Origin of the sequence: Arthrobacter sp. MYb229 (assembly GCF_002975405.1) — a bacterium.
In the GTDB taxonomy this organism is placed as follows: Bacteria; Actinomycetota; Actinomycetes; order Actinomycetales; family Micrococcaceae; genus Glutamicibacter.
The window spans coordinates 571,253-595,342 of sequence record NZ_PCPS01000002.1 but is presented as its reverse complement, the minus strand read 5'-3'; the positions used below and the strand labels follow the sequence as shown (position 1 = coordinate 595,342).

General features: G+C 60.9%; 17 protein-coding genes. 4 read left to right on the top strand and 13 right to left on the bottom strand.

The genetic code is table 11. The annotated features are described in order from the left end of the window. Window positions 1-6: 6 nt before the first annotated feature. The 3 genes from CQ019_RS09085 to CQ019_RS09075 all read right to left on the bottom strand — a co-directional run bounded on the left by CQ019_RS09085 (window position 7) and on the right by CQ019_RS09075 (window position 3,235). Window positions 7-585, bottom strand: coding sequence for a DUF308 domain-containing protein (locus CQ019_RS09085; RefSeq protein ID WP_105569515.1), 579 nt, complete (start codon window positions 583-585; stop codon window positions 7-9). Window positions 586-661: 76 nt separating this feature from the next. Beyond that, entirely contained in the window at window positions 662-1,882 is a 1,221-nt protein-coding gene (locus tag CQ019_RS09080; protein WP_105569514.1) for an alpha-hydroxy acid oxidase, read from the bottom strand. Window positions 1,883-1,921: 39 nt separating this feature from the next. Beyond that, window positions 1,922-3,235, bottom strand: coding sequence for an MFS transporter (locus CQ019_RS09075; protein WP_105569513.1), 1,314 nt, complete (start codon window positions 3,233-3,235; stop codon window positions 1,922-1,924). 172 nt (window positions 3,236-3,407) lie between these two features. On the opposite strand from CQ019_RS09075, the gene CQ019_RS09070 reads away from it, so the two are divergent. Further along, the gene (locus CQ019_RS09070; RefSeq protein WP_105569512.1) at window positions 3,408-4,067 is read left to right on the top strand and encodes a GntR family transcriptional regulator; all 660 of its coding nucleotides are present in this window, start codon (window positions 3,408-3,410) and stop codon (window positions 4,065-4,067) included. Window positions 4,068-4,083: 16 nt separating this feature from the next. On the opposite strand, the gene CQ019_RS09065 is transcribed toward CQ019_RS09070, so the two are convergent. Continuing rightward, on the bottom strand, window positions 4,084-5,424 hold the full coding sequence (locus CQ019_RS09065; protein WP_105569511.1) for an MATE family efflux transporter: 1,341 nt from the start codon (window positions 5,422-5,424) through the stop codon (window positions 4,084-4,086). Between the two features lie 131 nt (window positions 5,425-5,555). Between CQ019_RS09065 and chrA the strand changes: the two genes are divergently transcribed. Together chrA and CQ019_RS09055 are read left to right on the top strand one after the other, a co-directional pair. Next, window positions 5,556-6,779, top strand: a complete 1,224-nt coding sequence (gene chrA / locus CQ019_RS09060) for a chromate efflux transporter (protein ID WP_105569510.1) — start codon at window positions 5,556-5,558, stop codon at window positions 6,777-6,779. A 68-nt stretch (window positions 6,780-6,847) separates the two neighbouring features. Next, the gene (locus CQ019_RS09055; RefSeq protein ID WP_105569509.1) at window positions 6,848-7,672 is read left to right on the top strand and encodes a hydrolase; all 825 of its coding nucleotides are present in this window, start codon (window positions 6,848-6,850) and stop codon (window positions 7,670-7,672) included. 318 nt (window positions 7,673-7,990) lie between these two features. Here CQ019_RS09055 and CQ019_RS09050 read toward each other — a convergent pair whose 3' ends face one another. From CQ019_RS09050 to aqpZ, 7 genes are all read right to left on the bottom strand, one after another. After that, complete coding sequence (locus CQ019_RS09050) at window positions 7,991-9,349, bottom strand: copper amine oxidase (RefSeq protein ID WP_105569508.1); 1,359 nt, start codon at window positions 9,347-9,349, stop codon at window positions 7,991-7,993. A 130-nt stretch (window positions 9,350-9,479) separates the two neighbouring features. Continuing rightward, window positions 9,480-15,317, bottom strand: a complete 5,838-nt coding sequence (locus CQ019_RS09045) for an SdrD B-like domain-containing protein (protein WP_181148354.1) — start codon at window positions 15,315-15,317, stop codon at window positions 9,480-9,482. A 1,082-nt stretch (window positions 15,318-16,399) separates the two neighbouring features. Next, on the bottom strand, window positions 16,400-17,722 hold the full coding sequence (locus CQ019_RS09040; RefSeq protein WP_105569506.1) for a YjiH family protein: 1,323 nt from the start codon (window positions 17,720-17,722) through the stop codon (window positions 16,400-16,402). A 209-nt stretch (window positions 17,723-17,931) separates the two neighbouring features. Beyond that, window positions 17,932-19,377 carry an APC family permease gene (locus CQ019_RS09035; protein WP_105569505.1) on the bottom strand — a complete coding sequence of 482 codons (1,446 nt, stop codon included), beginning with the start codon at window positions 19,375-19,377 and terminating at the stop codon, window positions 17,932-17,934. Window positions 19,378-19,527: 150 nt separating this feature from the next. Beyond that, window positions 19,528-20,712 carry an MFS transporter gene (locus CQ019_RS09030; RefSeq protein WP_105569504.1) on the bottom strand — a complete coding sequence of 395 codons (1,185 nt, stop codon included), beginning with the start codon at window positions 20,710-20,712 and terminating at the stop codon, window positions 19,528-19,530. Between the two features lies 1 nt (window position 20,713). Further along, complete coding sequence (locus CQ019_RS09025) at window positions 20,714-21,487, bottom strand: CPBP family intramembrane glutamic endopeptidase (protein ID WP_096286147.1); 774 nt, start codon at window positions 21,485-21,487, stop codon at window positions 20,714-20,716. Window positions 21,488-21,637: 150 nt separating this feature from the next. Further along, the gene (gene aqpZ / locus CQ019_RS09020; RefSeq protein WP_105552680.1) at window positions 21,638-22,390 is read right to left on the bottom strand and encodes an aquaporin Z; all 753 of its coding nucleotides are present in this window, start codon (window positions 22,388-22,390) and stop codon (window positions 21,638-21,640) included. A gap of 319 nt (window positions 22,391-22,709) precedes the next feature. On the opposite strand from aqpZ, the gene CQ019_RS09015 reads away from it, so the two are divergent. Next, window positions 22,710-23,003 carry a DUF4287 domain-containing protein gene (locus CQ019_RS09015; protein WP_105552679.1) on the top strand — a complete coding sequence of 98 codons (294 nt, stop codon included), beginning with the start codon at window positions 22,710-22,712 and terminating at the stop codon, window positions 23,001-23,003. A gap of 356 nt (window positions 23,004-23,359) precedes the next feature. Here CQ019_RS09015 and CQ019_RS09010 read toward each other — a convergent pair whose 3' ends face one another. After that, complete coding sequence (locus CQ019_RS09010; protein ID WP_105569503.1) at window positions 23,360-23,563, bottom strand: hypothetical protein; 204 nt, start codon at window positions 23,561-23,563, stop codon at window positions 23,360-23,362. Between the two features lie 8 nt (window positions 23,564-23,571). Beyond that, window positions 23,572-24,087: a hypothetical protein gene (locus CQ019_RS09005; RefSeq protein ID WP_146113349.1), complete on the bottom strand. Its 516-nt coding sequence runs from the start codon at window positions 24,085-24,087 to the stop codon at window positions 23,572-23,574. Between the last annotated feature and the right edge of the window lie 3 nt (window positions 24,088-24,090).

The following is a 24,090-nucleotide window of genomic DNA, read 5'->3' as shown; positions in this document are numbered from 1 at the left end:
AAAGTATTAGTTGTTTTCGATTTCGGTCGATGCCGCCGCCTTGGCGTCATGGCGATGGCCGAACGCGGCGATCAGTTCAAAGACCGCGAAAATTATGGTGCCGCCGCCAATCAGGCCGAACATGCCGTGAGCATCCAGCGACGTGCCGAAGAGCAGGGCAATGGCCAGGATCATCGATACCGCGGCGGTGATCAGCTGGTTACGGAATGGCGGGAACTGCGAGCGCATTTTCACAAAGACGTAGAGCTCAACCACACCGGTGACGAAGAACGCGAAGGCTGCGAGATATGCGACCCACATGGGGGTGGTGGCGAACAGGCTGGCAATGCCTGCCAGCAGCATGAGTCCGGCACCTAGCGCGTAGGCCCCTCGGGACTTCTCCGGAGCGCTCGGCACGGTGACGTACTGCCACATGAAGACACCTGTCACCACCAGCAGCGCACCGGTCGCGTAAGACAGCACGGTCTGATCCGCGTTGATCCAGAATATCGAGATGAGCGAGTAGACCAGGGCGCCGAGTCCGCGCAGGAATACCGGGCGGAAGACGTCTTGGGCTTGGGCTGGGGTGGTTTTTGGTGCAGGCACAACCCCATTCTACCGGCGATAGAACAAAGAATCAGCCGAGTCCAAGCTAAGTCACATTTACCGGTGCGCCCGCGAGCTAGCCGCGACGGCGAATCAGGCTCTCGTTGAGCTCGCCAATCGTTGCCGCGCCCATCAACTGCATGGCGACTTCTACTTCCTTGGCCAGCAATTCGATGGCACGGCTCACGCCTTCCTCCCCGCCGGCCATCAGCCCGTAGAGATACGCGCGGCCTATCAATACGAAGTCCGCCCCGGCACATAGCGCCGCGACGATATCCGAACCGGACATGATGCCCGAGTCCATGATGATCTCCAGTTCCTCCCCAACCTCGGCACGGACTTCGCTCAACGCTTCGAAGGCGATCGGCGCCCGGTCCAGCTGACGTCCCCCGTGATTTGAAACCACCAACCCGTCGGCGCCTGCGTCCTTGGCCTTCGCCGCATCTTCCGCGGTGAGCACGCCCTTGACGAAGAGTTTCCCCTTCCACAATTCGCGGATCCATTTGAGATCTTCGAAGTCCAGCGAAGGGTCGAACATGGAGTTGATGATGCTGGGCAGGTCCGCGGACGATTCCGAGAGGGAAGCGAATTTCAGCGAATCGGTGGTCAGGAAGTTGAACCACCACTCCGGACGGTAAGACGCGTCGAGGACCGTCTTCAAGGTCAGCTCCGGCGGAATCTTCATGCCGTTGCGGGTATCACGGTGGCGTTGGCCCGCCACGGGAGTGTCCACGGTGACCAGAAGGGTGTCAAAACCCGCCGCCTGGGCCCGGCTAACCAGGGCCGCGGACTTTTCGCGGTCCTTCCACAAGTACAGCTGGAACCAGCTGCGCCCCTCGGGTGCAGCTTGGGCGACCTCCTCGATGGAGCGGGTGCCCATGGTGGAGAGGCTGAAGGGGATGCCCGCCCGTGCGGCGGCGCGGGAGCCGCCGATTTCTCCTTCGGACTGCATGAACCGAGTGAACCCGGTGGGCGCGATACCGAAGGGAAGCGCGGATGGAGCACCTGCGATCTGCGTGGACAGGTCCGCTTCTGCGGTTCCGTGCAGGATGCGCGGCAGCAGTTCGACCGAGTCGAAGACCTCGCGGGCTCGGGTTGCGGTAATTTCATTTCCGGCGGCGCCGTCCACGTAGTCGAAGGCTGCGGTGGGGGTGCGCCGTTTGGCAATGCGGCGCAGGTCCCATAGATCCGCAGCCTGGGCCAGACGCGCGGCACGGCGATCGGTGGATGGCAATTTGAACTTCATCAGGTTGACTAGTTCGCCGACGTCTGGGAATTGACGCTTGAGATTACCCAAGAGTTGTCCTTTGCTTTCGTGTCAATTGAATAGCGGTTTTTAGTAGCGGATTCGGTGCTTCGCGTGGGCACCGAGGTAGATGGCAATAGCCGAGCTCAGGCAGCACAATGCGAGGAATCCTGCCGGCAGGCCAACCGAGCCGTTGCCGAGCTCCAAAAGCGCGGCGGCGATCAGCGGCGAGAGTCCCGCCACGATGGCGCCATTCATTTCGCGGGCAATCGCGATGCCGCTGAAGCGCACCGATACCGGGAATAGTTCGGTCAGGAAGGCTCCCTGTGCACCGGAGGTGCAGGGAATGACCAGTCCGTAGCCCAAGGCGATGGCCAAGAAGCCGAAGATGAATTGGTCGGTGGCCAGCATCCAGAAGATCGGGAAGGCCAGCAGCAGTCCGGCGATGTTTCCGGCCGCGAGGATGCGCGCCGAGCCGAACCTGTCGGCCAGCCAGCCGCCCACCGGCGTGAGCACTACCGAGACTAGCGAGCCGAGCGTCACCGCAAGCAGCGCCTGGCTGCGCGCCATGCCGGAGCCAACCATCAGGCTGATGGAGAAGACCGCCAAGATGTAGTTCGTGGCGTTATGCCCGGTAATTGCGAAGAATCCCAGCAATACCCGGCGCCAGTGGGATTCGAAGACCTCGCGCAGCGGCAGCTTTTTTGCCCCTGCCATCTGCTGGGCTTTGCCCATGGCCTGCGTGTACTCGGGAGTTTCTTCCAACTTATTGCGGATGTAGAGGGCCACCAGGAAGAGCAAGGCAGAAACGAGGAACGGAATGCGCCAAGCCCAGCTAAGCAGCGCTTCGTCCCCGAGCAGGGAAACCGAAAAGAAGCAGATGGTCGCCAATGCAATGCCCAGCGGCGGGGTGGAGAGAATCAGCGAGGTGTACATGCCTCGTTTTTTCGGCTCGACATATTCGGCCACGAGGGTCATCGCTCCGGTGAGTTCCGCACCGGCGCCGAAGCCCTGAATCAGGCGGAAGAGCACAAGCAAGCCGATGGACCAGGCGCCCCAGGTCTGCGCGGTGGGCAGCAAACCGATGCCGACCGTGGCGATGCCCATCAGTACGACCGAGAGCAGCATTGCCGGACGGCGCCCGAATCTATCCCCGAGATGCCCAATGACCGCCCCGCCCACCGGGCGGGCGACGAATCCCACGGCGAAGGTCGCGAAGGCGGCGATGGAGGCCGCCGAGCTTCCGGCTCCGGCGAAGAACAGCGGGCCGATCACCACGCTGGCCGCCGCCCCATAGAGCGCATAGTCGTACCACTCGATGGCGGTTCCGATCAGGGAGGCCGAAATGGCCCGGCGGCGCTGCACGCGCAGCGGGTCGGAACCCACTGTTATTGTCTTTTCCATCGGTTCGTTCTCCTCCGCCTGGAAGCGAAAAATCCTTGTTGGCTCGCGGTAAACCAACGTAAGATACCTGAAATATATTTCAGCCAAGACTAGACTGTTCCTTGATTCCGGGAAAGTCTCGCGCCAAAAGTTACGCGCGCTTCCACAGGGCTAAGCAGAGAAATGAGGATCCATGGCTAGTTCACTGTCGGAGCGGCTCACGCTGGAGCTGCGCGAACGGATCGCTACCGGGCTGCTCGCCCCGGGCACCATGGTGATCGAACCGGCGTTGGCCGAGGAGTTCCAGGTGTCCAAAACTCCCGTCCGTGAATCTCTGCGCCAGCTGACCAGCGAAGGCCTGCTGCAGCTTTTGCCGAAAAAGGGCTACCTGGTGCGGGCGATCGGCATGGAGGATATCCATGAAGTCCTGGAACTGCGCATCTTGCTCGAACCGCGGGCGGCGCGGAATGTCGCCCGCTTCCATTCGGCGCAAACGCTCGCCGTGCTGCGCGGGCACCTCGCCGAGCAGGAGCGCCAGGCCGAGGCAGACCCCATTGCCTCAATGCTCGCCGCCCGCCGCTTCCACGAGGACCTCGCGGCGGCCAATCGCAATTCGCGGATCACCGCCACGCTGACCAAGTGTTTCGCCGAGACCGCCAGGGCACACTACGTCTTGCCGGCCATGCAGCCCTATATGTCCCAGTCCGCTGAGCTCGCCGAGCATCGAGCCATTTTGGCGGCCATTAGCGCAGCGGATACTGGAGCTGCGGAGAACGCGATGCGCACGCATCTACAGTCCATTCACCGGGCCATGCTCGGACAACGTCAAGACCCAGACTCGCTATGGGACTAGCCGGCCAGTCCGGCTCTCACTGCCCTAGGCGCATCCACGCGTCACCTCGGGCGCGCAGCCCCAGGGTGATGGCACGCGCCAGCATGTAGCCGATGGCGAAGACCACCCAGATCCACAGGATCGCCGACTGCGGGTCAATCGCAAAGTGCTGCACCGCCCACAACATGGGCAGATAGGCGAGCAGGTTGATGGTTCCAGCAATGCCCAGATACTTCGCATCCCCGGCACCGATCAACACGCCATCAAGGACAAAGACCAATCCGCAGAGCGGCTGGGAGATTGCCAAGATCCACAATCCCAGGGTGGTCAGCCGGTGGACCTCGGTGTCCGGGGTGAACATCGTCGGGAACACCCACGAGGTGGCGAGCAGCAATAGCCCGGTGAATATTCCGAAATAGATCCCCCACCGGCTCATGATCCCGGTGAGCTGGCGAACCTGGGATGCGTCTCCTGCTCCGAGTTCTTTGCCAATGAGCGCTTGGGCCGCAATGGCCAATGCATCCAGCGCAAAGGCAAGGAAGGAAAAGATGGTGAAGACCAACTGGTGGGCCGCCAGCGTCAGCTCTCCTGCGTTGGTTGCCACCACCACCGTCAACAGCAATGCCACACGCATGGTCAGATTTCGCAGCATCAGCCATGAACCAACCTGGCCGGTGGAAATGAATCCCGCCCAGCTAGGACGCAGATGGATTTCAGCGGCCCGGATGCGCGGCACGAGCATCCACAGATACACCAGCGCCATCAGCCACTGCGCGATCGAGGTCCCCAAGGCGGCACCGGCCACGGACATCTGCAGCCCGTAGACCAAACCAAAGTTCAGCACGATATTCAGCCCGAAACCCGCGGTGGCTACCACCAGCGGTGTTTTGGTGTCCTGCATTCCGCGCAGCACGCCGGTTGCCGCGAGGACCAGCAGCATGGCGGTGAGACCGGGCATTGAATACAGGATGTAGTCCACCGCAAATTCGAGGGTCTGTCCTTCACCACCCATCAGCCGCACCAGCGGCTCGGCAAAGATGAAGCCTGCCACCGACAACACGATGCCCAAAACCACCGCAAACCACATGCCGTCGCGTCCGGCCGCCATGGCGCGCGCCTGCTGCCCTGCGCCGAGAGCGCGAGCCACCGCCGGGGTGGTGGCGTAGGCGAGGAAGATCATCAGGCCGACCGCGGTATGCAGCACGGTGGTCCCCAGGGCCGCGCCAGCCAGCTCTGAAACACCGAGGTGCCCCACGATGGCCGAATCCGCCATCAGGAATAGTGGCTCGGCGATCAACGCCCCCAAGGCGGGAATGGCCAGCACGAGGATCTGCTTGGCTAGGGTGGGGGAAGTTGTCCGGGACTTTTCTGCGTTCACGAGTCCTACTCTACGAACTGAGCGGCGCTAACGGCGATTCCTCCGCCGGCACCCAAAGGGTTCATCCCTCGTTTACCTGCGCTTTGCGGCGCAATTAAGCAGTCGTATTCCGGAGATGAAATACTTCTACTATGACTTCTTCCCCCGATGCGGCTCCCGCCGGCCCGCCCCCGGCGGCGCCGGTCGGCGAGGTCTTCGCCGCCTTCCTCAAGCTGGGGCTCACCTCCTTCGGCGGCCCCACCGCGCATCTGGGCTTCTTTCGTGAAGAGTTTGTGGTCAAAAGAAAATGGTTGAGCGAAACCGCCTACGCGGATGTTGTGGCGCTCTGCCAGTTTTTGCCTGGGCCTGCCTCGAGCCAGGTCGGCATGGCCCTGGGCTTGCAGCGCTCCGGAACCTGGGGACTGCTCGCCGCGTGGGCCGCCTTTACCCTGCCTTCGGCGATCTTGCTGGTGCTATTCGCGCTGGCGGCCAATAGCCTGGATTCGCTGATCGGGGACGGGTGGATCACCGGCCTCAAGGCGGCGACCGTTGCGGTGGTGGCGCACGCCGTGTTGGGGATGGCAAAGACCCTGGCTCCGGATGCGCCGCGCGCAACGCTAGCGGTGGCGGCGATGGGCGTAGTGTTGCTGTTCCCTTCCCCTTTCATCCAGGTCGCGGTGATCCTCGCCGCGGGGCTAATCGGCCTGCTCTGGCTGCGCCATGGGGCCGAAGATTCGGCGCAGAGCGATTTTAGCTTCGCCCGCCACTCGCGGCGCAGCGCGGTGATCTGCCTAGTCGTCTTTGCCCTGCTGCTGATCGGCTTGCCGGTGGCCGCCGCGGTCTTCGATCACGGGGCGCTGCGCCTGACCGAGATCTTCTTCAGCACCGGTGCGCTGGTCTTCGGCGGTGGCCACGTGGTGCTGCCCATGCTCGAAACTCAAACGGTGGGTGCCGGGCTCGTGGAGCATGATGCATTCCTCGCCGGCTACGCAGCAGCCCAAGCCGTGCCGGGACCGCTTTTCACCTTCGCCGCCTATCTGGGTACGGTCTTCCAAACAGGACCGAGCGGGGTACTCGGAGCGGGCATCGCATTGCTTGCGATCTTCCTGCCCTCGGCCCTGCTGGTCGCGGCCGCGCTCCCGTTCTGGCAGCGCCTGCGCCGGTCGAGCACGGCTCGGCGGGCCTTGTCCGGGATCAACGCCGCGGTGGTGGGGCTTCTGGCCGCGGCGCTCTACTCCCCGGTGTTCCTGCAAGGTGCTTCCACCGTTCCCACATTGGTCCTTGCGACGGCCGGATTCGTGGCTCTGCACTGGTGGAAAACCCCGCCGTGGATGCTGGTGATTTTTAGCGCCGTGATCGGTTGGATTTTATTCTGACCCTGTGCAGCAGCGGATAACCGGGTTAGGCTGGGACATTGCTTCGCCCCCGGACCGGAAGTAGAACTATGCAACTGATCGATTGGCAGTGCGCCGCCTGCGCCGTTGAATTCGAGCCGGCGGCCGTGCCACCGGAGTTCTGTCCCATCTGCGTCGACGAACGCCAGTATGTACCGGATGGCATGCAACGCTGGACGCACCGCGCCGAGCTTCTGGAGACCGGGCACCGGGTCCAAATCGAAGAGCTGGAACCCGGGCTGACCTCGTTTAGTTCTCCGGAAATCGGCATCGGGCAAAGCGCCCTGCTCGTGCAAACCAAGAACGGAAACCTGCTCTTCGAGGTGCCGGGACTGCTCGACCAACGGACCTTCGAAGCGATCAGCGAGCGCGGCGGCGTGCAGGGAATCGTGGCCAGCCACCCGCATATGTATGGCGTGCAGACCGCTTACAGCAGCGCCTTCGAGAACGCGCCCATCTTTATCGCGGCCCCCGACCAGAATTGGGTCCAACGCGCGAGCCCGAACGTGAAGATCTGGTCCGAACCCTTCGAACCGATTCCCGGGATCCGGCTCGAGCAGATCGGCGGGCACTTCCCCGGGAGCACCGTGGCCCTCTGGGCCTCGGGCGCCGCAGGCCAGGGGGTGCTGCTGGCCGGGGACGGAGTCTTCCCTGTGGCGGATGGGAACGTCACCTTCCTGCGCAGCTACCCCAACCGGATCCCGCTCTCCGGGCCGGTGGTGCGCCGCATCGCCACCCAGCTGGCCGCACTGGACTTCGAGCGGCTCTACAACAACTTCGCCAGCGTCGTGCCCAAGCGGGCCGGCGAGATCGTGGCGTTCTCGGCCGCACGCTACGCGGCCTGGGCCAGCGGCAGCAACGATTCGATGACCTGAACTACAAGTAGCTGCCGGCGGAAGAACGTGAAAACCAAGGGCCCTGATTTCTCACACTCGGCGCCTCCATTGCTCGCAATGTATCTGGCCGGAATGGCGCCAGGCGGCAGGAAGAATTCAACCTACTGTGGCTGCTCAGCGGAGTCTTGTTTCCGGCGAGCCCGTGGCATTTCTAGGAGCCGGCCGTCGCCAGCCAGGCAGGAACGGGCAAGCCCCGTTTCCCAAGATCCGCGGTGTTCTCCGGATTTATCTGGCCAACCGGGGTAAAATCCTACCGGGCTTCTCTGGACGCAGCGGTCCGCCCTGATAAAGGACCGGCTATGGCGATTCGGGAACTGGCTCCCCGCCCCAATTTTCGGGTCGGCCATTAAGATCCTGACGTTCTTCAGGGGAATCAATACGAGTGGCCGTCAGATCCCGCGGCAGCAAGGTGAATCCCTGCCAATGCACTTCCATTGGCGACTGCTCCTCATCGCGCGGCACATGATGATAGCCAACCGCCACCCAGGAGACCACGTCATCAAGCTGCTGGCTTTCTTGCTTGGCGACAAAGTCCACCACGCCTCGCCCACAGTCCCCGCTGTTGTAAGTCGCGAAGATCTGACATTCATCGACGTTCGTGAACGCAACGTCGTAGCCGATGTCTCCCTCGTGATGGTCCTCGTCATCGCCGAAGGTAAAGCTGTCGGTCTTACCCAGCTCGATTTGATAAGAAATTGGGTGTCCGTCCGCATTCAGCGTGCCCGGAGCCATAACCTTCCACCAGCGTCGATCGGTCCACCGAGCCGTTGCCGGCGCCGTGATGTCGGTATATGTGCCTTCAATGATGGGCGACTGCGGGCCTTTCTTACCTGTATCTTTAGCGTCAAACTGCTGGGCAACTTGCCCAGCTTCACCGCCCAGGGCCCAATCGATTTTCCACACCGCATTATGCGAATGGCTGGAGGCATGGTCGCTATCGCCTTCGCCCACGGCGGAGCCATGCTGTTCATCGGAATAGTTCGCCGGAGACAGGTCCCCGGTGGCGCCCAGCGAAGGACGAATCGAACCGTCGGCGCCGAAGGTCACCTGATTGATGTATTCGTACCAGCCGACCTTGGAGACCGTGGATAGCTGCCAGTCATTCTTGCGTTTAGCGAGAAGATCGCCGGCCTCCGCCGAACGGTAGGACAGGCCGGCATCCACCACGTCGCTGCAGAGCACCGGCCGTTCGGGCGACGTCCCGTACTTGCTGCCGTCGCCTATGTTGGGAATTGCTGCGCTATGTAGCTGCCCCACGCATTCGGTTTCGGTCAGCGAATGCATATTTGGCCCGCCGAACCCAGCGGTCGTGATATCCGAGGTGTTGCGCTTCCCATCATCGTAAGGCACTTCAAGCTGTGCCAGCGACATCTGGGTGACAACCGGAATCGGATCCGCACCGGGCGGGGTGAAGCTGATATCCGAGAGAATCATGCCCAGGGCGGGATCTACGGACCAGCACATATTCCAGGTGGCTCCGCTGGTCATTTCCTGGCTCAGTGGCTGCTCCGACGCTGCGGAACATGAGGTATTGGCCACCGGAGAAGCCGTGGCCGGGTCGCCTGAATCACTCGTCCCGCCAGCGGCGGTGCACGAAGCCAATAGGACGGCCGCAGCCGCAAGTGATACGATTCGGGCCGATACGCTGCGTCGCATGAAATCCTTGGTCCTTGTAGTTCAGACACATAAATGGGGAACCTCTATAAAGAGATCCCCCATCTATGTGATGTTACTAGCCGGTGGGCGGAACACCCCTAGATGACCAGGCGTGTTCCGCTACCAGTTGCTAGCTCTTGTGTGCGCGGCGGCGGTTCAGGGTCAGCAAGACACCTGCACCGAGCAGCAGCAGACCCAGCAGCGAGTAGGCGATAACCTGTGCACCGGTGTTAGCCAGTCCGTCGTTATCGTTGTCCCCGTTGTTGTTTCCGTTGCCGTCTCCGTTGCCGTTGCCATCTCCATTGCCGCTGCCGTCGTTGTCGCCGATGACGGTGAATGGAGCAGAATCCTGCTTCTTCCCGTCTTCGTCATTCACGATGACCTCGTAATCACCTTCCGGAGTGTTCTCCGGGATGGTGATGTCAATTTCGAAGGAGCAGTTCTCATCCACGGTGATGGTCAGGGCGCCGGGGATTGAATCCTTCGCCGCTACCTCGACCTTGCCGTCGATTGAGTTGATCATCAGGGTCAGGGTTTCACCCTTGGTGAAGCCCTTGCCGATGACCTTGATCGACTCGCCGCCCTTGACCTTGTTAGGCTGAACGGTCAGGGACTGTTCGGCTTCGCAGGTGTCGACCGGCTTCTGCTGGACGTTGATGCGCTCGCTGTCCTCGTTGCCGTCCTGGTCGTAGGCGTGAACGTCATATTCGCCGTTCTCGATTCCTTCCGGCACGGTGATCTTCACATCGAACTCGCCCTGATCATCGGTTTCGGTTTCCACGGTTTCAATGACGTTGCCGTCCTTGTCGCGGATCTCGACGATGATATCGGTGTTCGGAGGGAATCCCTCGCCGTGAACGTCCAGTTCGTCACCCGGGGCGACGTCCTTCGGATCAACGGTGATGTTTGGATCATGCTGTCCATCGCCACCCAAACCGGTCAGACCGGCATCTACGGTGTTGATCGTGGAAGCTTCGGCGGTCAGTGCAATAACCGCGGTGCGGCCATTCTCCTGAGCATCCGAGTCAATACCACGGTCATCGCCGACCAATGCTGGGGAGAACGAGGCACCTTCCGGAGCCACGAACTCAACGATGTACTCACCATGCGGCAGCATCTGCAGCCAGTAGCTGCCGTCTTCTGCGGTCTTGGTGCTGATGGCGTTGCCATCTGCATCATTGGCCGGGTTGCCCTCGGCGTCCAGCAGGTTGACGGTGATGCCGGAAACGCCGGCTTCGCCTTCGTCCTGCAGTCCGTTGCCGTTGGCGTCGTTGAAGACGAAGTCACCGATCTTTCCGTTGTTTCCCCCGCCGATGTTGCCATCGATGACGGTCAGCGGAGTGGAATCCGTGTTGCCGTTCTCGTCCTCGGCCACTACCTCGTATTCACCAAGTTCGATACCCTCGGGAACGGTCAGCGGAGTGGTGAAGTGGCCATTCTCATCCGTCTCAACGGTGATCGGGCCGGCAATCACGTCACCGTTCTCGTCGACCAGAGTCACCTCGACTTCGGTGTTCGGATCGAACCCGTCACCGGTGACCTGAGTGTCCTCACCTGGCGCAACCTCGGACGGATCCACGGTCACGGTCGGGGAAGTGAACTCAACATCGGTGATACCGGCATCGATGTTCTCAGCGGCCGGAGCCTCCGAGGTCACTGCCAGTGCAACGGTGCGGCCGTTATCCGGATTCACGTCGGAGTCGCGAGTTGCATCGTCTCCCACGTTGACCGGGGAGAACCCGGTGCCATCGGGCTTGATGACCTCGACGATGTACTCGCCATCGACCAGATCCGAGAAGGCGTAGATGCCGTTGGAATCGGTTACGGTGCTGATGGCGTTGCCATCTGCGTCATTGACCGGGTTGCCCTCGGCGTCCAGCAGGTTGATGGTGATGCCGCCCAGGGCGGACTCGCCTTCATCCTGCAAACCATCCTTGTTCGCATCGACCCAAGTGCGGCCGGAGATCGAACCGTCGCCACCACCGATGTTGCCATCGATGACGGTCAGCGGAGTGGAATCCGTGTTGCCGTTCTCGTCCTCGGCCACTACCTCGTACTCGCCCGGGGTGGTGCCTTCCGGAACGGTGATCGGGGTGGTGAAGTGGCCATTCTCGTCGGTCTCAACGGTGATCGGACCGGCGATAACATCGCCGTTCTCATCAACGATGGTGACCTCAACTTCGGTGTTCGGATCGAATCCGTCACCGGTGACCTGAGTTTCCTCACCTGGCGCAACCTCGGACGGATCCACGGTCACGGTCGGTTCGGTCACTGCCGGAGCGTCAACCACACCGGCGTCGATGGTCAGATCCGCAGCAGCCTCGGCGGTCAGTGTGACAACCGCGGTGCGGCCATCTTCCTGGGCGTCCGAATCAACCGCACGGTCATCCCCAACCAAGGCTGGCGAGAAGGAGGCACCTTCCGGAGCCACGAACCCGACGACATAGTCGCCGTGGGCCAGGGCCTCGAAGAGGTAGTTGCCATTCTCATCGGTTACGGTGCTCACGGCATTGCCGTCTACATCCTCGATCGCGTTGCCCTCGGCGTCCAGCAGGTTCACAGTGACACCGGCCAGGCCGGCCTCGCCATCATCCTGGATGCCGTCGGCATTCAGATCGCGCCAGACACGGTCGCCCAACACACCGTTGTTGTCGCCACCGTTACCGGCGATGACATTCAGCGGAGCGGTGTCGCTGCCGCCATCTTCATCGGTTGCCACTACCTCGAGCTCACCTGGAGTGGTGCCCTCGGGGACGGTCAGCGGCGTGGTGAAGTGGCCATTCTCGTCGGTTTCGACGATGATCGGCTCGCCCACAGGATTGCCATCGGCGTCTTGCAGCTGAACCTCAACCGGTGAGTTCGGCTTGAAGCCGTCACCGGTGACCTGAGTGTCCTCACCTGGCGCAACCTCGGACGGATCCACGGTCACGGTCGGGGAAGTGAACACAACACCGGTGATGCCGGCATCGATGTTCTCAGCGGCCGGAGCCTCCGAGGTCAATGCCAGTGCAACGGTGCGGCCGTTATCCGGGTTCACATCGGAGTCGAGAGTTGCATCGTCGCCCACGTTGACCGGGGAGAACCCGGTGCCATCGGGGTTGATGACCTCGACGATGTACTCGCCGTACGACAGGTCGGTGAAGGAGTAATTGCCGTTGTCATCGGTCAGGGTGCTAGTGGCGTTGCCATCTGCACCATTGACCGGGTTGCCCTCGGCATCCAGCAGGTTGACGGTGATGCCACCTAAGGCGGACTCGCCTGCATCCTGCAAACCATCTTCGTTGGTGTCAACCCAGGTACGACCCGAGATCGAACCGTCGCTGCCACCGGTGCTGCCATCGGTCACGGTCAGCGGAGTAGTGGCTTCGCCACCATCTGCGTCGGTGCCCTTGACGGTGTAGTCACCCGGAGTCGTTCCTTCAGGAACGGTCAACGGAGTGGTGAATGCACCATTCTCATCAGTAGGAACCTCTACCGGGTCACCAACAGGTGCACCAGCAGCATCTTCCAACTGAACAGTCACGGTGTCATTCGGTGCAAAATCGGTACCGGTCACATCGGTCGCCTGACCCGACTCAACAGAGACCGGATCCGCGGTGATCGATGGTTCATTACCACCAGTAGGCTCAGTCACGGCCAGCGGAGTCGTAGCCTCGCCGCCCTGAGTATCAGTGCCCTTGACGGTGTAGTCACCCGGAGTCGTTCCTTCAGGAACGGTCAACGGAGTGGTGAATGCACCATTCTCATCAGTAGGAACCTCTACCGGGTCACCAACAGGTGCACCAGCAGCATCTTCCAACTGAACAGTCACGGTGTCATTCGGTGCAAAATCGGTACCGGTCACATCGGTCGCCTGACCCGACTCAACAGAGACCGGATCCGCGGTGAGGATCGGAGTGCCCGCTTCAACCACGGTCAACGTTGCATCAGCAGAGTTGGTGGTGGTGTCGTCGGTACCGCGAACGGTGTAGTCGCCTGGCTGAGCGTCAGCCTGGGTCGGGACGGGAACGGTGAAGTTTCCGTCGACGTCTGCGGTGGTGATGATCGGATCGCCAACCGGGTTACCGGCCGGATCGATCAGCTGAACGGTTACCGGACCCTCGGGGGTGTATCCGGAACCGGTTGCGTTGGTTGGGTCACCTGCTGGAACGGTTGGCGGATCCAGACCGAGGTTCAACGCCTGCGCATCCGGTTCAATAACCACAAGTGGCTGAGTGATCGGAGTGCCGGTGATGACATCGGTGGCACGCACATCGTAAGTTCCGGGAGGAACAGTGGCGTCAACCGGTAGCTCGGTGGACGGGAAATCGCCATTGGCATCTGCAGGAACGATGATCGGGTCGCCCACTGGGTTGCCCTCAGCATCAACCAGCTGAAGCTCGACATCGCCGCTAGGAGTGAAGCCGGTTCCTTCAACGTTGGTCGAGGTTCCTGCTGGAACCTCTCCCGGGTTGACGGTAATCGCCGGGTTGATGTCCGCGGCGCAAGCGCCGATACGCACACCGGCCGAGCCCAAGTTCAACCGACCTGCGTCAACTGCCTGCACAACGCCCAAGCTCAAAGCCGAAACTTCGAGGCTGTCGACTAACGTGCCGTCTGGCGCTTCACAGGTAGTTTCTACCTGTCGATTCAGCTGCAGCGAAACTGCTTGCTGCGCCAAGGTGAACACTGGTTCCAATACCGTACGGATTGGCACGGTCATCGCATTGGTTTTGATATCCGTGATCAACAGATCATAGATCGCATGCCCGCCATCGCCCACCAAGAAGTCGCGAATCGGAATGATCGCGGTGTTGACCGCCGGGATCACTGCCGTGTTCATCGCCGCTTCCAATGTGGCACAAGCAACCGCTCCGCCAGCACCCGATGGGGTACAAGTTACCGGAGCAACTTCTTCGCCACCGAGGTTAACGGTCCAGGACGCCTCGGCGCCACCCAATGGTGTGTCAAGCGAAGCATCAACGGTCAGCGTGATACTGGAGATCGCGCCTTCGATCGCGTTGGTTGCTACCGCAACGACCTCTTCGATCAAGTCGTGGATGGTTTCCGCGATGATCGGGTAGAGGTCAGTGGTGATCAGTTCCGTGTTCGGAGCCTGGTTGTTAATGCCATCAGGCAGGTCCATACCCACTGGGCGTTCGCCCGAATAGGCCTTATCCAGATCCACGTAAACGGTTCCGGTGCTCAGATCGATGCTCAGCACCTCGTTTTTCGAGGTGATTGGCTGCGCTAGCAGCTCATTGAACACTTCGTCCTGAATGTTGGAATCGACCGTGAGATCAAAAGTCGCTCCCACTGGGAGTGCACTAAGCACGTCAAGCAGGTCGGTGATTTGCGACAACCCATTGATGGTGTCTTCCAGCGTGGTATCGACCGTGCCGATGGCATCGTACAACTGAGAGGCCATCTCTTCGACCGCTGGCGACTGCAGTTCCAGGTTGGCTTCCGCCACCCGATACTGGCCCTTGCCGCCGAATCCATCTGGGTCTTGGAATACTCCGTCGACTGCCTCAACCCAGGCGCCACCGGCGCCTGCAGTGAGTTCTGCCTTGCTCAAGGCGAGGCTGGTCAATCCATCGATCCCAGCTTCCTCAAAGAGTGCAAGCAAGTTGATTCGGGCTACGCCAAAATCTCCTTGAGCCCCGTCGAGGGTGATCGCTCCGTCAGCTCCCGCTACGCCGGAGATCGCTTCACCGTTCTTGGCATCTGTAGCGGTTGCGCTAGATACCAGCGCACCTAGTTCGCCAAAGTTAATGAACTGATCTACTGGGATCGGGAATTGCCCGAGATCCAGAAGTTCATTCTGCAGCAGGGAGACGTCAAGTCCGCCTTCATCGGTTCCTGGGCCACTTGGATACAGTGCCCGGGTTTGCCCTCCACCCGCGAGTTCGGTACCCAAGAGACTCAGGTCGACGATACTCGCAGCGGATTCGGTTAGTTCGTCCGGTTGTGTGTTGACATCTGCCATGGCCGGTAATCCGTAACTCGACACCACAAGGGTTGAAGCAACCCCTAAGGCTAACGGTCTACGCCACCACGCCGCGTTTCCTGCAGGTACGTTCCTCTTGCGAACTGTACGTCGCATGGAAAGCCCTCCTTGTATATTGGCGATACTGCATTACACCCCCAAGGCCCCCTCATACATTCAACTCGGTGGTTCATGCCAAAACAAGGGGTTTCTGAGAATAAGCTAAGTATTTTTATAAAATTTCATGACTGTACTCTTTTTGGCCGATGCAGCGCACTAAAGGGGGATTGACTAGTGTACTTTTTATTGCCGACCGAGGGGCCATTGCCTGGATGCACCATAGTCTGCACGACAGCACCCCGAATCTCTATAATCCCGACCCGTAGATTTATTCCTCTTTCCACGGACTCCATGTGCGTTTGAGTGGACAGTCAGGTTAGCTTTTGGAACGCGTAGGCAAAAGCAAATCGGACCGCCAGTGCCTTCTTCAGACGGACGTATTTCCGCAGTTATCAACAAGACCTGATCGATCCACCAGACGCTGCAGCTGCCTTTTGAATGTCAAGATCAATGAGGCACCCCCTCCACGCGCCTCCCACCGCCTGGGCTCCCAAACAGTCCAATAACCGCGTGAGAGCTACCCGATTCGTTCAAACTCGCGCAGTCCAAAACGCAGACGACGGCGCGCTGTCCGAGAAACTATGCATACATTCCGGACGTGCGGGGTCCGTTCCTTACACCATTCAAAAGCTTCGCCTACCGCAATGCCGACCCGTACATGTTCTTCGATATCGATACGGGAACAGGCGAGCCAGCGAAAACCGGTTGCGACCGGTAGGAAACACCGAGCCGAGCTCCAGCCTCAGTCACCAGATGCTCAGGTCTTCATGCTGAGCATCTGCGGTCCCGCAACCGTGCTCCCTCTGCCGCCTCGGATTGCAAACTGACCTCTCAGTCCGAGCAGAAAAGGCAGATTGACTAGCCACCCATGGCCAACGCTGAAAAGATGGGGCTAGCAGCTGGAAGATTCACCGGGCTGATAGCCGTCCAACTCGTCACGCAACCATAACTCGTTGGTTCAGCTACAGCAGCAGGCGCACCAGCGGGGTCGCGATCAGGATGGTCAGTGCGACGCGGATGAACCAGATGATGACCATGTCGCGCAGGCGCAGCGGAATGCTGGTGGCCAGCAGGCAGGGAACCAGCGCGGAGAAGAAGATGATCGCCGAGACGCAGACGATCGCGACCACCATGCGCAGCTCGATGGACTCATGCCCGGCCGCCAGCGTGGCGGGCAGGAACATCTCCGCGATGCCCGTCGCCGAGGCCTTGCCGACCAGCAGCGGATCCTCCAGGCCGACCACCCAGGCGAACGGCACGAACAGGTAGCCCAGCCAGTCGAAAATCGGGGTGTAGCGGGCCAGCAGCAGCCCGGCGAGCCCGACGGAGAGAATCGAGGGCAGGATGGCCATGGCCATCTTCAGCCCGTCCCAGATGTTGTCGCGCATATTCTTGCCGAAGCTCGGGGCGCGGCCCACCGCGGCGAGCGCTTCCTTCCACGCGGTGGCCGCGCGCCGCCCGGAGATCTTCTGCTCCGCAAGGTGCTCGACGCCCAGATAGGTCTCATCCTTGATTCTGCTCAGCGGCGGAATGCGCACGGTGATCGCGGTGACGGTGAAGGTGACCGCCAGCGCGAGCCAGAAGTACAGGCTCCAATGCTCCATCAGGTCCAGCGCCTTGGCCACGATGATCATGAAGCTAGCGGAGACCGTGGAGAAGCCGGTGGCGATAATGGCCGCCTCGCGCCCGGTATAGCGTCCGCCACGGTACATCCGGTCGGTAATCAGCAATCCCAGCGAGTAGCTGCCCACGAAGGAGGCGACCGCGTCCACCGCGGAGCGTCCCGGGGTGCGCCACAGCGGGCGCATCACCGGCTGGCAGAAGATCCCGAGGAATTCCATCAGCCCATAGCCCACCAGCAGCGCCAAGAAGATCGCGCCGATGGGAACGATAAGCCCCACGGGGATGACCAGCTTATTGAGCAGGAATGGGCCCATGCTCTCCTCGGTCAGCCACCCCGGTCCCCCGCCGAAGATCAGCACCGCGCCCACCGCGAGCCCCACCACGTTGGCGAAGGCAAAAACCATGCGCAGCTTCGAGGCTTTCCACCCGCCGTTGCTGAAGGGCAGGATGGTTCCCGCCAGCAGCAGCGCCAGGATGTAGAACGGCACCGCGGGCCCCAGCGAATTGCGGATGAAGGTCACCAGATGGTCAAGGGGAATCGTGCTTGTGCCGTTGAGCGTAATCGGCACAAAAAACATGGCGATGCCGATGAGGCTGAAGACGATGAACTTGGTGACGTGGGAGAACCGCGCGGGTTGCGTAGTCACTGATTCGGATGCCATGGCAGACCTGTTTCTCGTTGGCTGGAGGGAAGCACGCGGCTGCCTCGGGTCAAGTATCAATAACACCCGATTCAGCTTCGGAAATGTGACCCGCAGCTCACCAACTGTCCGAGACCTCAGACTTTGCAGGCAATACCGGAGACTGCAGAGAAATGGCTCAGGGCGCACCCCGCTGGGTGCGCCCTGAGCCATTCAAATTGTGGAGATGCCTAGCGCTTGCGCGCCGCAACCCGTGCCAGGATCTCCTCTTCGGCCTGCGGGCCCGGCTTGATGCCGCCGGGAACCTTGACGAAGAACACCGCGCCCAGCACCCACCAGGCACCGAAGATCAGCCACGGTTCCCAGCTCAGCGAGGCGGGCATGCCCGGCATGTAGAGCATGAACAAGGCCGCGGTCAGCAGCACCGAGGCGTAGCCGATGATTTCGCCACCGCGTCCCTTGCCCGCCACGCGCAGCGGGCGATCCATTTTCGGCTCGCGGCGGCGCAGGATCAGGAAGGTCACCGAGACCAGGAAGTAGGCGACGATGATGCTCGGGGCGCCGGAGTCGACCAGCCAGCCGAGCATCTCGGCCCCGAAGAACGGCGCGAGCAAGGAGATGCCGCCGATGAACATCAGCGCGTTGGCCGGGGTCTGGTACTTCGGGTGCAGCTTGCCGAACCAGGATGGAAGCATGCCGCCGCGCGCCATCGAGTAGACCAGCCGCGAGGCGCCCAGGAGCAATGAGTTCCACGAGGTCAGGATTCCGGCAAGGCCACCAGCGATCAGCACCTTGGCCATGATCTCCGAATTGAATAGCGCGCCGAAGGCATCTGCGGTGGCAATGTCCGCGCCGGCCAGCTGGTCCGCAGGCATGGCCGAGGCGGTGGTCAAGACGACCATCACGTACCACAGGGTCGCCAGCACCACGGAGATCACCACCAGCTTGCCGATCTGCTTGGCCGGGATCTTCACCTCTTCGGCCGATTGCGGGATCACGTCGAAGCCGATGAACAGGAACGGCACGGCAACCAGCACCGCGAAGAAGCCGCTCATGCCCGGGGTGAAGAACGGCTCCATATTCTCCGCCGAACCATTGGTGGCCGAACCGAAGATCATCAGCACGCCGATGGCCAGCAGGAAGAGCACGATGAAGGTCTGCACGATGCCGGCCTGCTTCACGCCACGGATATTGATCCAGGTGACGAGCACGCCGGCGGCCACACCTACCAGCGCCCAGGTGAGGTTCACTTCGAACCCCGCCACGGTCCACAGCGGGATCTGGCTCATGCCGGGGAAAATGTATTCCACGGTCCGCGGGAAGGCGACCGCTTCGAAGGCCACGATGGTCACGTAACCGCCGATGATCCCCCACGAGCCAATGAACGAGGTGCGCGCGCCCAAGGCGCGGAGGATGAAGTTGTGCTCTCCACCGGCCTTGGGCATGGCCGCGGTGAGTTCGGCGTAGGTCAGGCCCACGATGGCCATGATGGCGCCACCGGCGAGCATCGCGCAGATGGCGCCCATGGTGCCGGCGTTATCAAGCCAGCCTCCGGTGAGCACTACCCAGCCGAAACCAATCATGGCGCCAAAGCCCAGGGCCAGCGCGTCCCAGTTGCCTAAGGTCTTCGCCAGGGTGGTTGGCGATGCCGATGAGTCGGCGGTATTTCTGCTCATGTTGCACTTCCGTGTTGATGGAACGAAGTAAGGATCGTTAGCCATTGTCCGGCCCATCACAGGCGCGCATTCCACAGCTCACAAAATCATGGTAACCCCAAGCGGTGAACGGTAGATTAAACGCGATAAACGGAGGTTTGATACTCCGGATTACTTCTTGTGTTTCAGCCCCAAGGCGAAGATGACGGCCAGAATCTGCAACAGCACCACGCACAGCACTAACGTGGTCCAGCCGTAGTGCATGAAGGGAACCCCGATCAGCCAGCCGAGCAGCGAAGAACCCACATAGTAGAAGAGGTTGTAGAGGCTCGCGGCTTGGGCCCGGGTGGCGGGTGCAAGCAACGGCACCCAACCGCTGGCCACCGCATGCGCGGCAAAGAAACCAGCGGTGAAGATCACCATCCCCACGATGATCACCACCAGGTTTCCGGGCAGGGTCAACAGCAGTCCAGCCATGCTCAGCACAATGCTCAGCAGCAGCGCCCCGCGCCGGCCTATTTTGGTGACCAGTCGGCCACTGGCCACCGCAGACCAGGTCCCGGACAGGTAGGCGATGAAGACCAGGGAAGCCAGCGACACCGGCACCATGAACGGAGGTGCCTCCAACCGGAAGGCCAGGAAATTGTAGACGGCGACAAATCCGCCCATCAGCAAGAAGCCCTGCAGGTAGAGCAGCGGCATGCCTCCGCCGAGCGCCCGCTTGAATTTGCCGAGGATCGGTCGCAGCCCGCGTTGCTCGGTCGGGATGAATCCGAGCGCTGCAGGGGCCTTGAGCAGAAAGAACAGCGTGCCCACGGCCGCCATAAGGCTGACCGCTGCGACGCCCCAACGCCATCCGGCTGGTTCCCCCACCCAGCTGGCCACCAAGCGTCCGGCCAACCCGCCAAGGGTGGTGCCGGAAATGTAGGTACCGCTGGCCAGGGCAACCGCGCGTGGGGTCAGCTCGTCGGCAAGGTAGGCCAGGGCGCTGCCCGGAACACCGGCCAGCGCAATGCCTTCGAGGAAGCGGACCACGAGCAGCGGTTCGAAACCGCTCATCATGGAGCTGGTTAGGCCGAGGACCACCGAGGCGAGCAACGCAATCGCGATGACCCGCCTCCTGCCAATGCGGTCCGAGATGATGGCCCACGGAGTGACGGCGAGCGCCAGGCCAAGGGTGGCCGCGGAGACGGTCAAGGCCGCCTGGGATGAACTGATGTTCAGCTCACCGGCGATGCTCGGCAGCAGGCCCTGCACCGAGTAGAGCTGGGAGAAGGTGGCAACGCCGCTGGCGAACAGGGCCAGCAGCATGCCGCGGTAGGGAACCGAATGCGGTTCGTGCCCGGTAAAACTCAACCTAGACGCCGGTCGGAAGCAGCGGGTAGACCAAGTACAGCATGAGCAGGGCCATGGCGTTGTTGATGAAATGCAGCAGGTAAGCGTAGGCCAGCGACTTGCCCGAAAGGATGTAGGCCAGGGACATCAGAATGCCGAGCATCAGGTAGGGCAGAACCTGGACGATCGAGGAGATTCCGCCTCCATTGAGGAAGTGGATTCCGGCGAAAACCAGGGTGGAAATGAGCGCGCACACCCAGATATTGAGCTTGCGCGAAAGCTTGCCGATCAGCAGGTGGCGGAAGAGGTACTCTTCGACAAAGGGCCCGAAAACCGCGGTGACTACGAACATCACCGGGAGCGGGACGGCGGTGGTCATGCCCTGCAAGGCTTCCTGATTTTCGCTGATCTGCGGTCCGCCAAAGATCGTTGTCACGATGGCGGAGAAGATGATCGTCAGCAGCCAACCACCGGGAAGCATCAGCCATTTGGCCCACGGGTAGTACTTCATGGTTTTAAAGGAGTCGAAGAAGTGCGCTCCGCACTGGACCATCGCCAGGATGAAGAAGCTGGTGTAGAGAATCAGATTGATTCCGAAGAGGGCTTGCTCTTCGGTTTCGAAGGCCGTGAAGTAGCCCGGGATCAGCCCAATGAGTGCCGCTCCGCCGAAGACGAAGAACACGATGTAGGAACCCACCGTCCACCAGTCACCGCGGGTCATCGCTCCGGGGTCGAATACCCGTTGCTTGCGGCGTGGCAGGAAATACTGCTGTGGGTAGGGCGGGGGCTGCTGCATGTTCCTAGCCTATCCAGTGAGCGCACCGCCCCTTGCATTCACGGCCTGGGTTCGCCGTTGATTCCTATGAAAAGCGACTCAATCTACCCGCAAACGCCACCGGCCGGCCACACCAAACTTTGGTGTGGCCGGCCGGTGTAATTCGAGGAGTTACTTCGCTGCCTCGGCGGTCACCAGATCGGAGAAGATCTTCGAGTAGCTCACCCCGGCAATGGCCGCGCCGATCAGCGGGGCCACGATGAACAGCCAAACCTGGCCGAGTGCTTCCGGCCCGGCAAACCAGGCAACACCCAAGGACCGAGCCGGGTTGACCGAGGTATTGGTGATCGGGATGGAGATCAGGTGAATCAGGGTCAGCGACAGGCCGATGGAAACCCCGGCGAAACCTGCCGGCGCACGCCGGTCGGTTGATCCGAGAATCACGTACAGGAAGATCGCGGTCAGCACGATTTCGGCAACCAGCGCGGAGACCAGCGAGTAGCCGTCCGGCGAGCGGTCGGCATAGCCGTTTGAGGCAAACCCCGACTCGGCGGCGTTGAATCCGTCTTTTCCGGAGGCAATGGCCAAGAGCACGGCGCCGGCCACCGAAGCGGCGATGACCTGGGTGATCATGTATGCAGGAACCGCCTTCCACTCCACCCGCTTGGCCAGTGCAGCGCCCAGGGTGACCGCTGGGTTGAAGTGCCCACCGGAGATATGGCCTACGGCGTAGACCATGACCAGCACGGTCAGACCAAAGGCAAGGGCTACACCGAGGAAACCGATCCCCATATTGATGGTGTCGCCGTCGAGGACCTGGGCGGCGAAGATCGCCGAACCGCATCCGCCGAAGACCAGAACGAAAGTGCCCAGGAACTCTGCGGTCAACCGCGAGCCCATGGTGGGTGATGATGACTGTGACATGTTTGTCTCTTTCTAGGAGGAATTGTCGCCAGATAGCCACAGTCTATGCGTTGGTCTGCACAAATTATAGAAACAATTGGCAAAAAATCTACGAATCGTTCTGGTGCACCAGCAGAATTCGTTAATACGGTGGCGCGGCCCCTTGGCCTGGGCGCAACAGTTGCGGCGGACGATGCCAAGAGGAAATGCTATGAACCGATCAAAAAGCGCGCACAATGTTCTGAGGAACGACTGCGAACTGTTGGCTTAGCCCTTGTCGTCCATATTTCCTCGGTATAGGTTGAAAACCCACGTTCCTCTTCACTGCGAAGGCAACCACATGTCATTTCAGGCCTACCTCGATACGATTGAAACCAAGACAGGGCTCACTCCACGGCAGCTGTTAGCACAGGCAACAGACCGTGGATTCGGTTCCGCCACCAAAGCGACTCCGATTATCCAGTGGCTCAAGGAAGAACATGGATTGGGGCGCGGCCATGCCATGGCCATGGTTCATGTGATCACCAAAGGTACACAAATCAGCGACAAGCATGTTGCTAGCGGCGGAGTACACGCAGATGCCAGTAATACATTGTGGCTGGATGGCAAAGCTACAAACCCAAACGCCACTTAATGAACTCATTCTCTCCAAAGCCCTGGAGCACGCCGGGAAGTCGAAGGGCCGCAGCGCGAGCTTTCACTTGAAGCAAAGCTCGGACAGAAATCCGAATTCGCGGAGCAGATACGCAGCTTTCGGTCTTTACCGGTGAGGAACCAACCAAGCTGACATGAATCCGCCGGTCTCAGCCCGGTGTTGTCTGCTGAATCCTGCCACGCCTAGAATTCCGGCGGTTTAGCCAATGACCTGTGCAGCTGCGTCTCGGTAATCGCTGAGCACCGCAGCAAGTCCGCTAGCTTTCGGAATTTACGCGAGAAGCGTTTTCAACTCGTTGATTCTTCCTTTACTGGCCTAGCCAAATGAACGAGAACCTACTTGGCTGCGGCGATGAGCGGATCCTTGGCTAGTTCTTTGCCGAGCTCGGGAGCGAGCGAACGAGCAAAATCTTGAGACAGATTCGACTGGTCGAAGTAGGTAAGCAAAGAGCCAATGACCGCAAAGCAACGCTCCGCGGTGCAGATACCGTTCGTCAGGTCAGCATGAACGATACCTTCCGGAACGGTTTCGCTGTCCAATGCCTTCTTCAGGTTGTGCCGAATGGATAGCCCCCCTGGACGCGAGCAACGGAGCAAGACTGCGGGTCATTGGGATTCGCGGCCACGCATGTGGGCACATTCTTGTTGCCAAGTCGAGGAACTTCCTGCAAAACCGCAACTATCTTGCCCTTGTCGGTCCATGAACTCCAGAGGGCGGTAAACCCTTCGGTCTTTTGATCCGCGAACTCGTCGCCGGGCGGGGAAACCCACTGGCGCTTATTGCCTTGGGCTGCCACGATCACCGCATCCAGAGTTTTATCGTTGGCCAGCTTTGGTCCTAATTCCCGAATCGATTCGGCACACAAGCGTTCGGCTTGGCCACTGAGCAGTTCGGCTTGCTTCGGTGCGGAAAGGGATGGCGAGCAGCCTGAACGGATATGGGTTTCGAGCTGGCAACCGGCGCTGCCTGGATACCGGCGAAGCAGTAAGCGATAGCAGGTAAGCTCCTTTGCCGATGACTCAGTCGCAACCCTGCTCACGGCGCTGGGCTGCGGCTGGGGCATCAG

Coding starts and splice junctions, on each gene's coding strand:
- CQ019_RS09075 (WP_105569513.1), bottom strand. CDS start 3,235: ATGGAAAAGACAATAACAGTGGGTTCCGACCCGCTGCGCGTGCAGCGC.
- CQ019_RS09070 (WP_105569512.1), top strand. CDS start 3,408: ATGGCTAGTTCACTGTCGGAGCGGCTCACGCTGGAGCTGCGCGAACGG.
- chrA (WP_105569510.1), top strand. CDS start 5,556: ATGACTTCTTCCCCCGATGCGGCTCCCGCCGGCCCGCCCCCGGCGGCG.
- CQ019_RS09055 (WP_105569509.1), top strand. CDS start 6,848: ATGCAACTGATCGATTGGCAGTGCGCCGCCTGCGCCGTTGAATTCGAG.
- CQ019_RS09050 (WP_105569508.1), bottom strand. CDS start 9,349: ATGCGACGCAGCGTATCGGCCCGAATCGTATCACTTGCGGCTGCGGCC.
- CQ019_RS09045 (WP_181148354.1), bottom strand. CDS start 15,317: ATGGCAGATGTCAACACACAACCGGACGAACTAACCGAATCCGCTGCG.
- CQ019_RS09040 (WP_105569506.1), bottom strand. CDS start 17,722: ATGGCATCCGAATCAGTGACTACGCAACCCGCGCGGTTCTCCCACGTC.
- CQ019_RS09035 (WP_105569505.1), bottom strand. CDS start 19,377: ATGAGCAGAAATACCGCCGACTCATCGGCATCGCCAACCACCCTGGCG.
- CQ019_RS09025 (WP_096286147.1), bottom strand. CDS start 21,487: ATGCAGCAGCCCCCGCCCTACCCACAGCAGTATTTCCTGCCACGCCGC.
- aqpZ (WP_105552680.1), bottom strand. CDS start 22,390: ATGTCACAGTCATCATCACCCACCATGGGCTCGCGGTTGACCGCAGAG.
- CQ019_RS09015 (WP_105552679.1), top strand. CDS start 22,710: ATGTCATTTCAGGCCTACCTCGATACGATTGAAACCAAGACAGGGCTC.
- CQ019_RS09005 (WP_146113349.1), bottom strand. CDS start 24,087: ATGCCCCAGCCGCAGCCCAGCGCCGTGAGCAGGGTTGCGACTGAGTCA.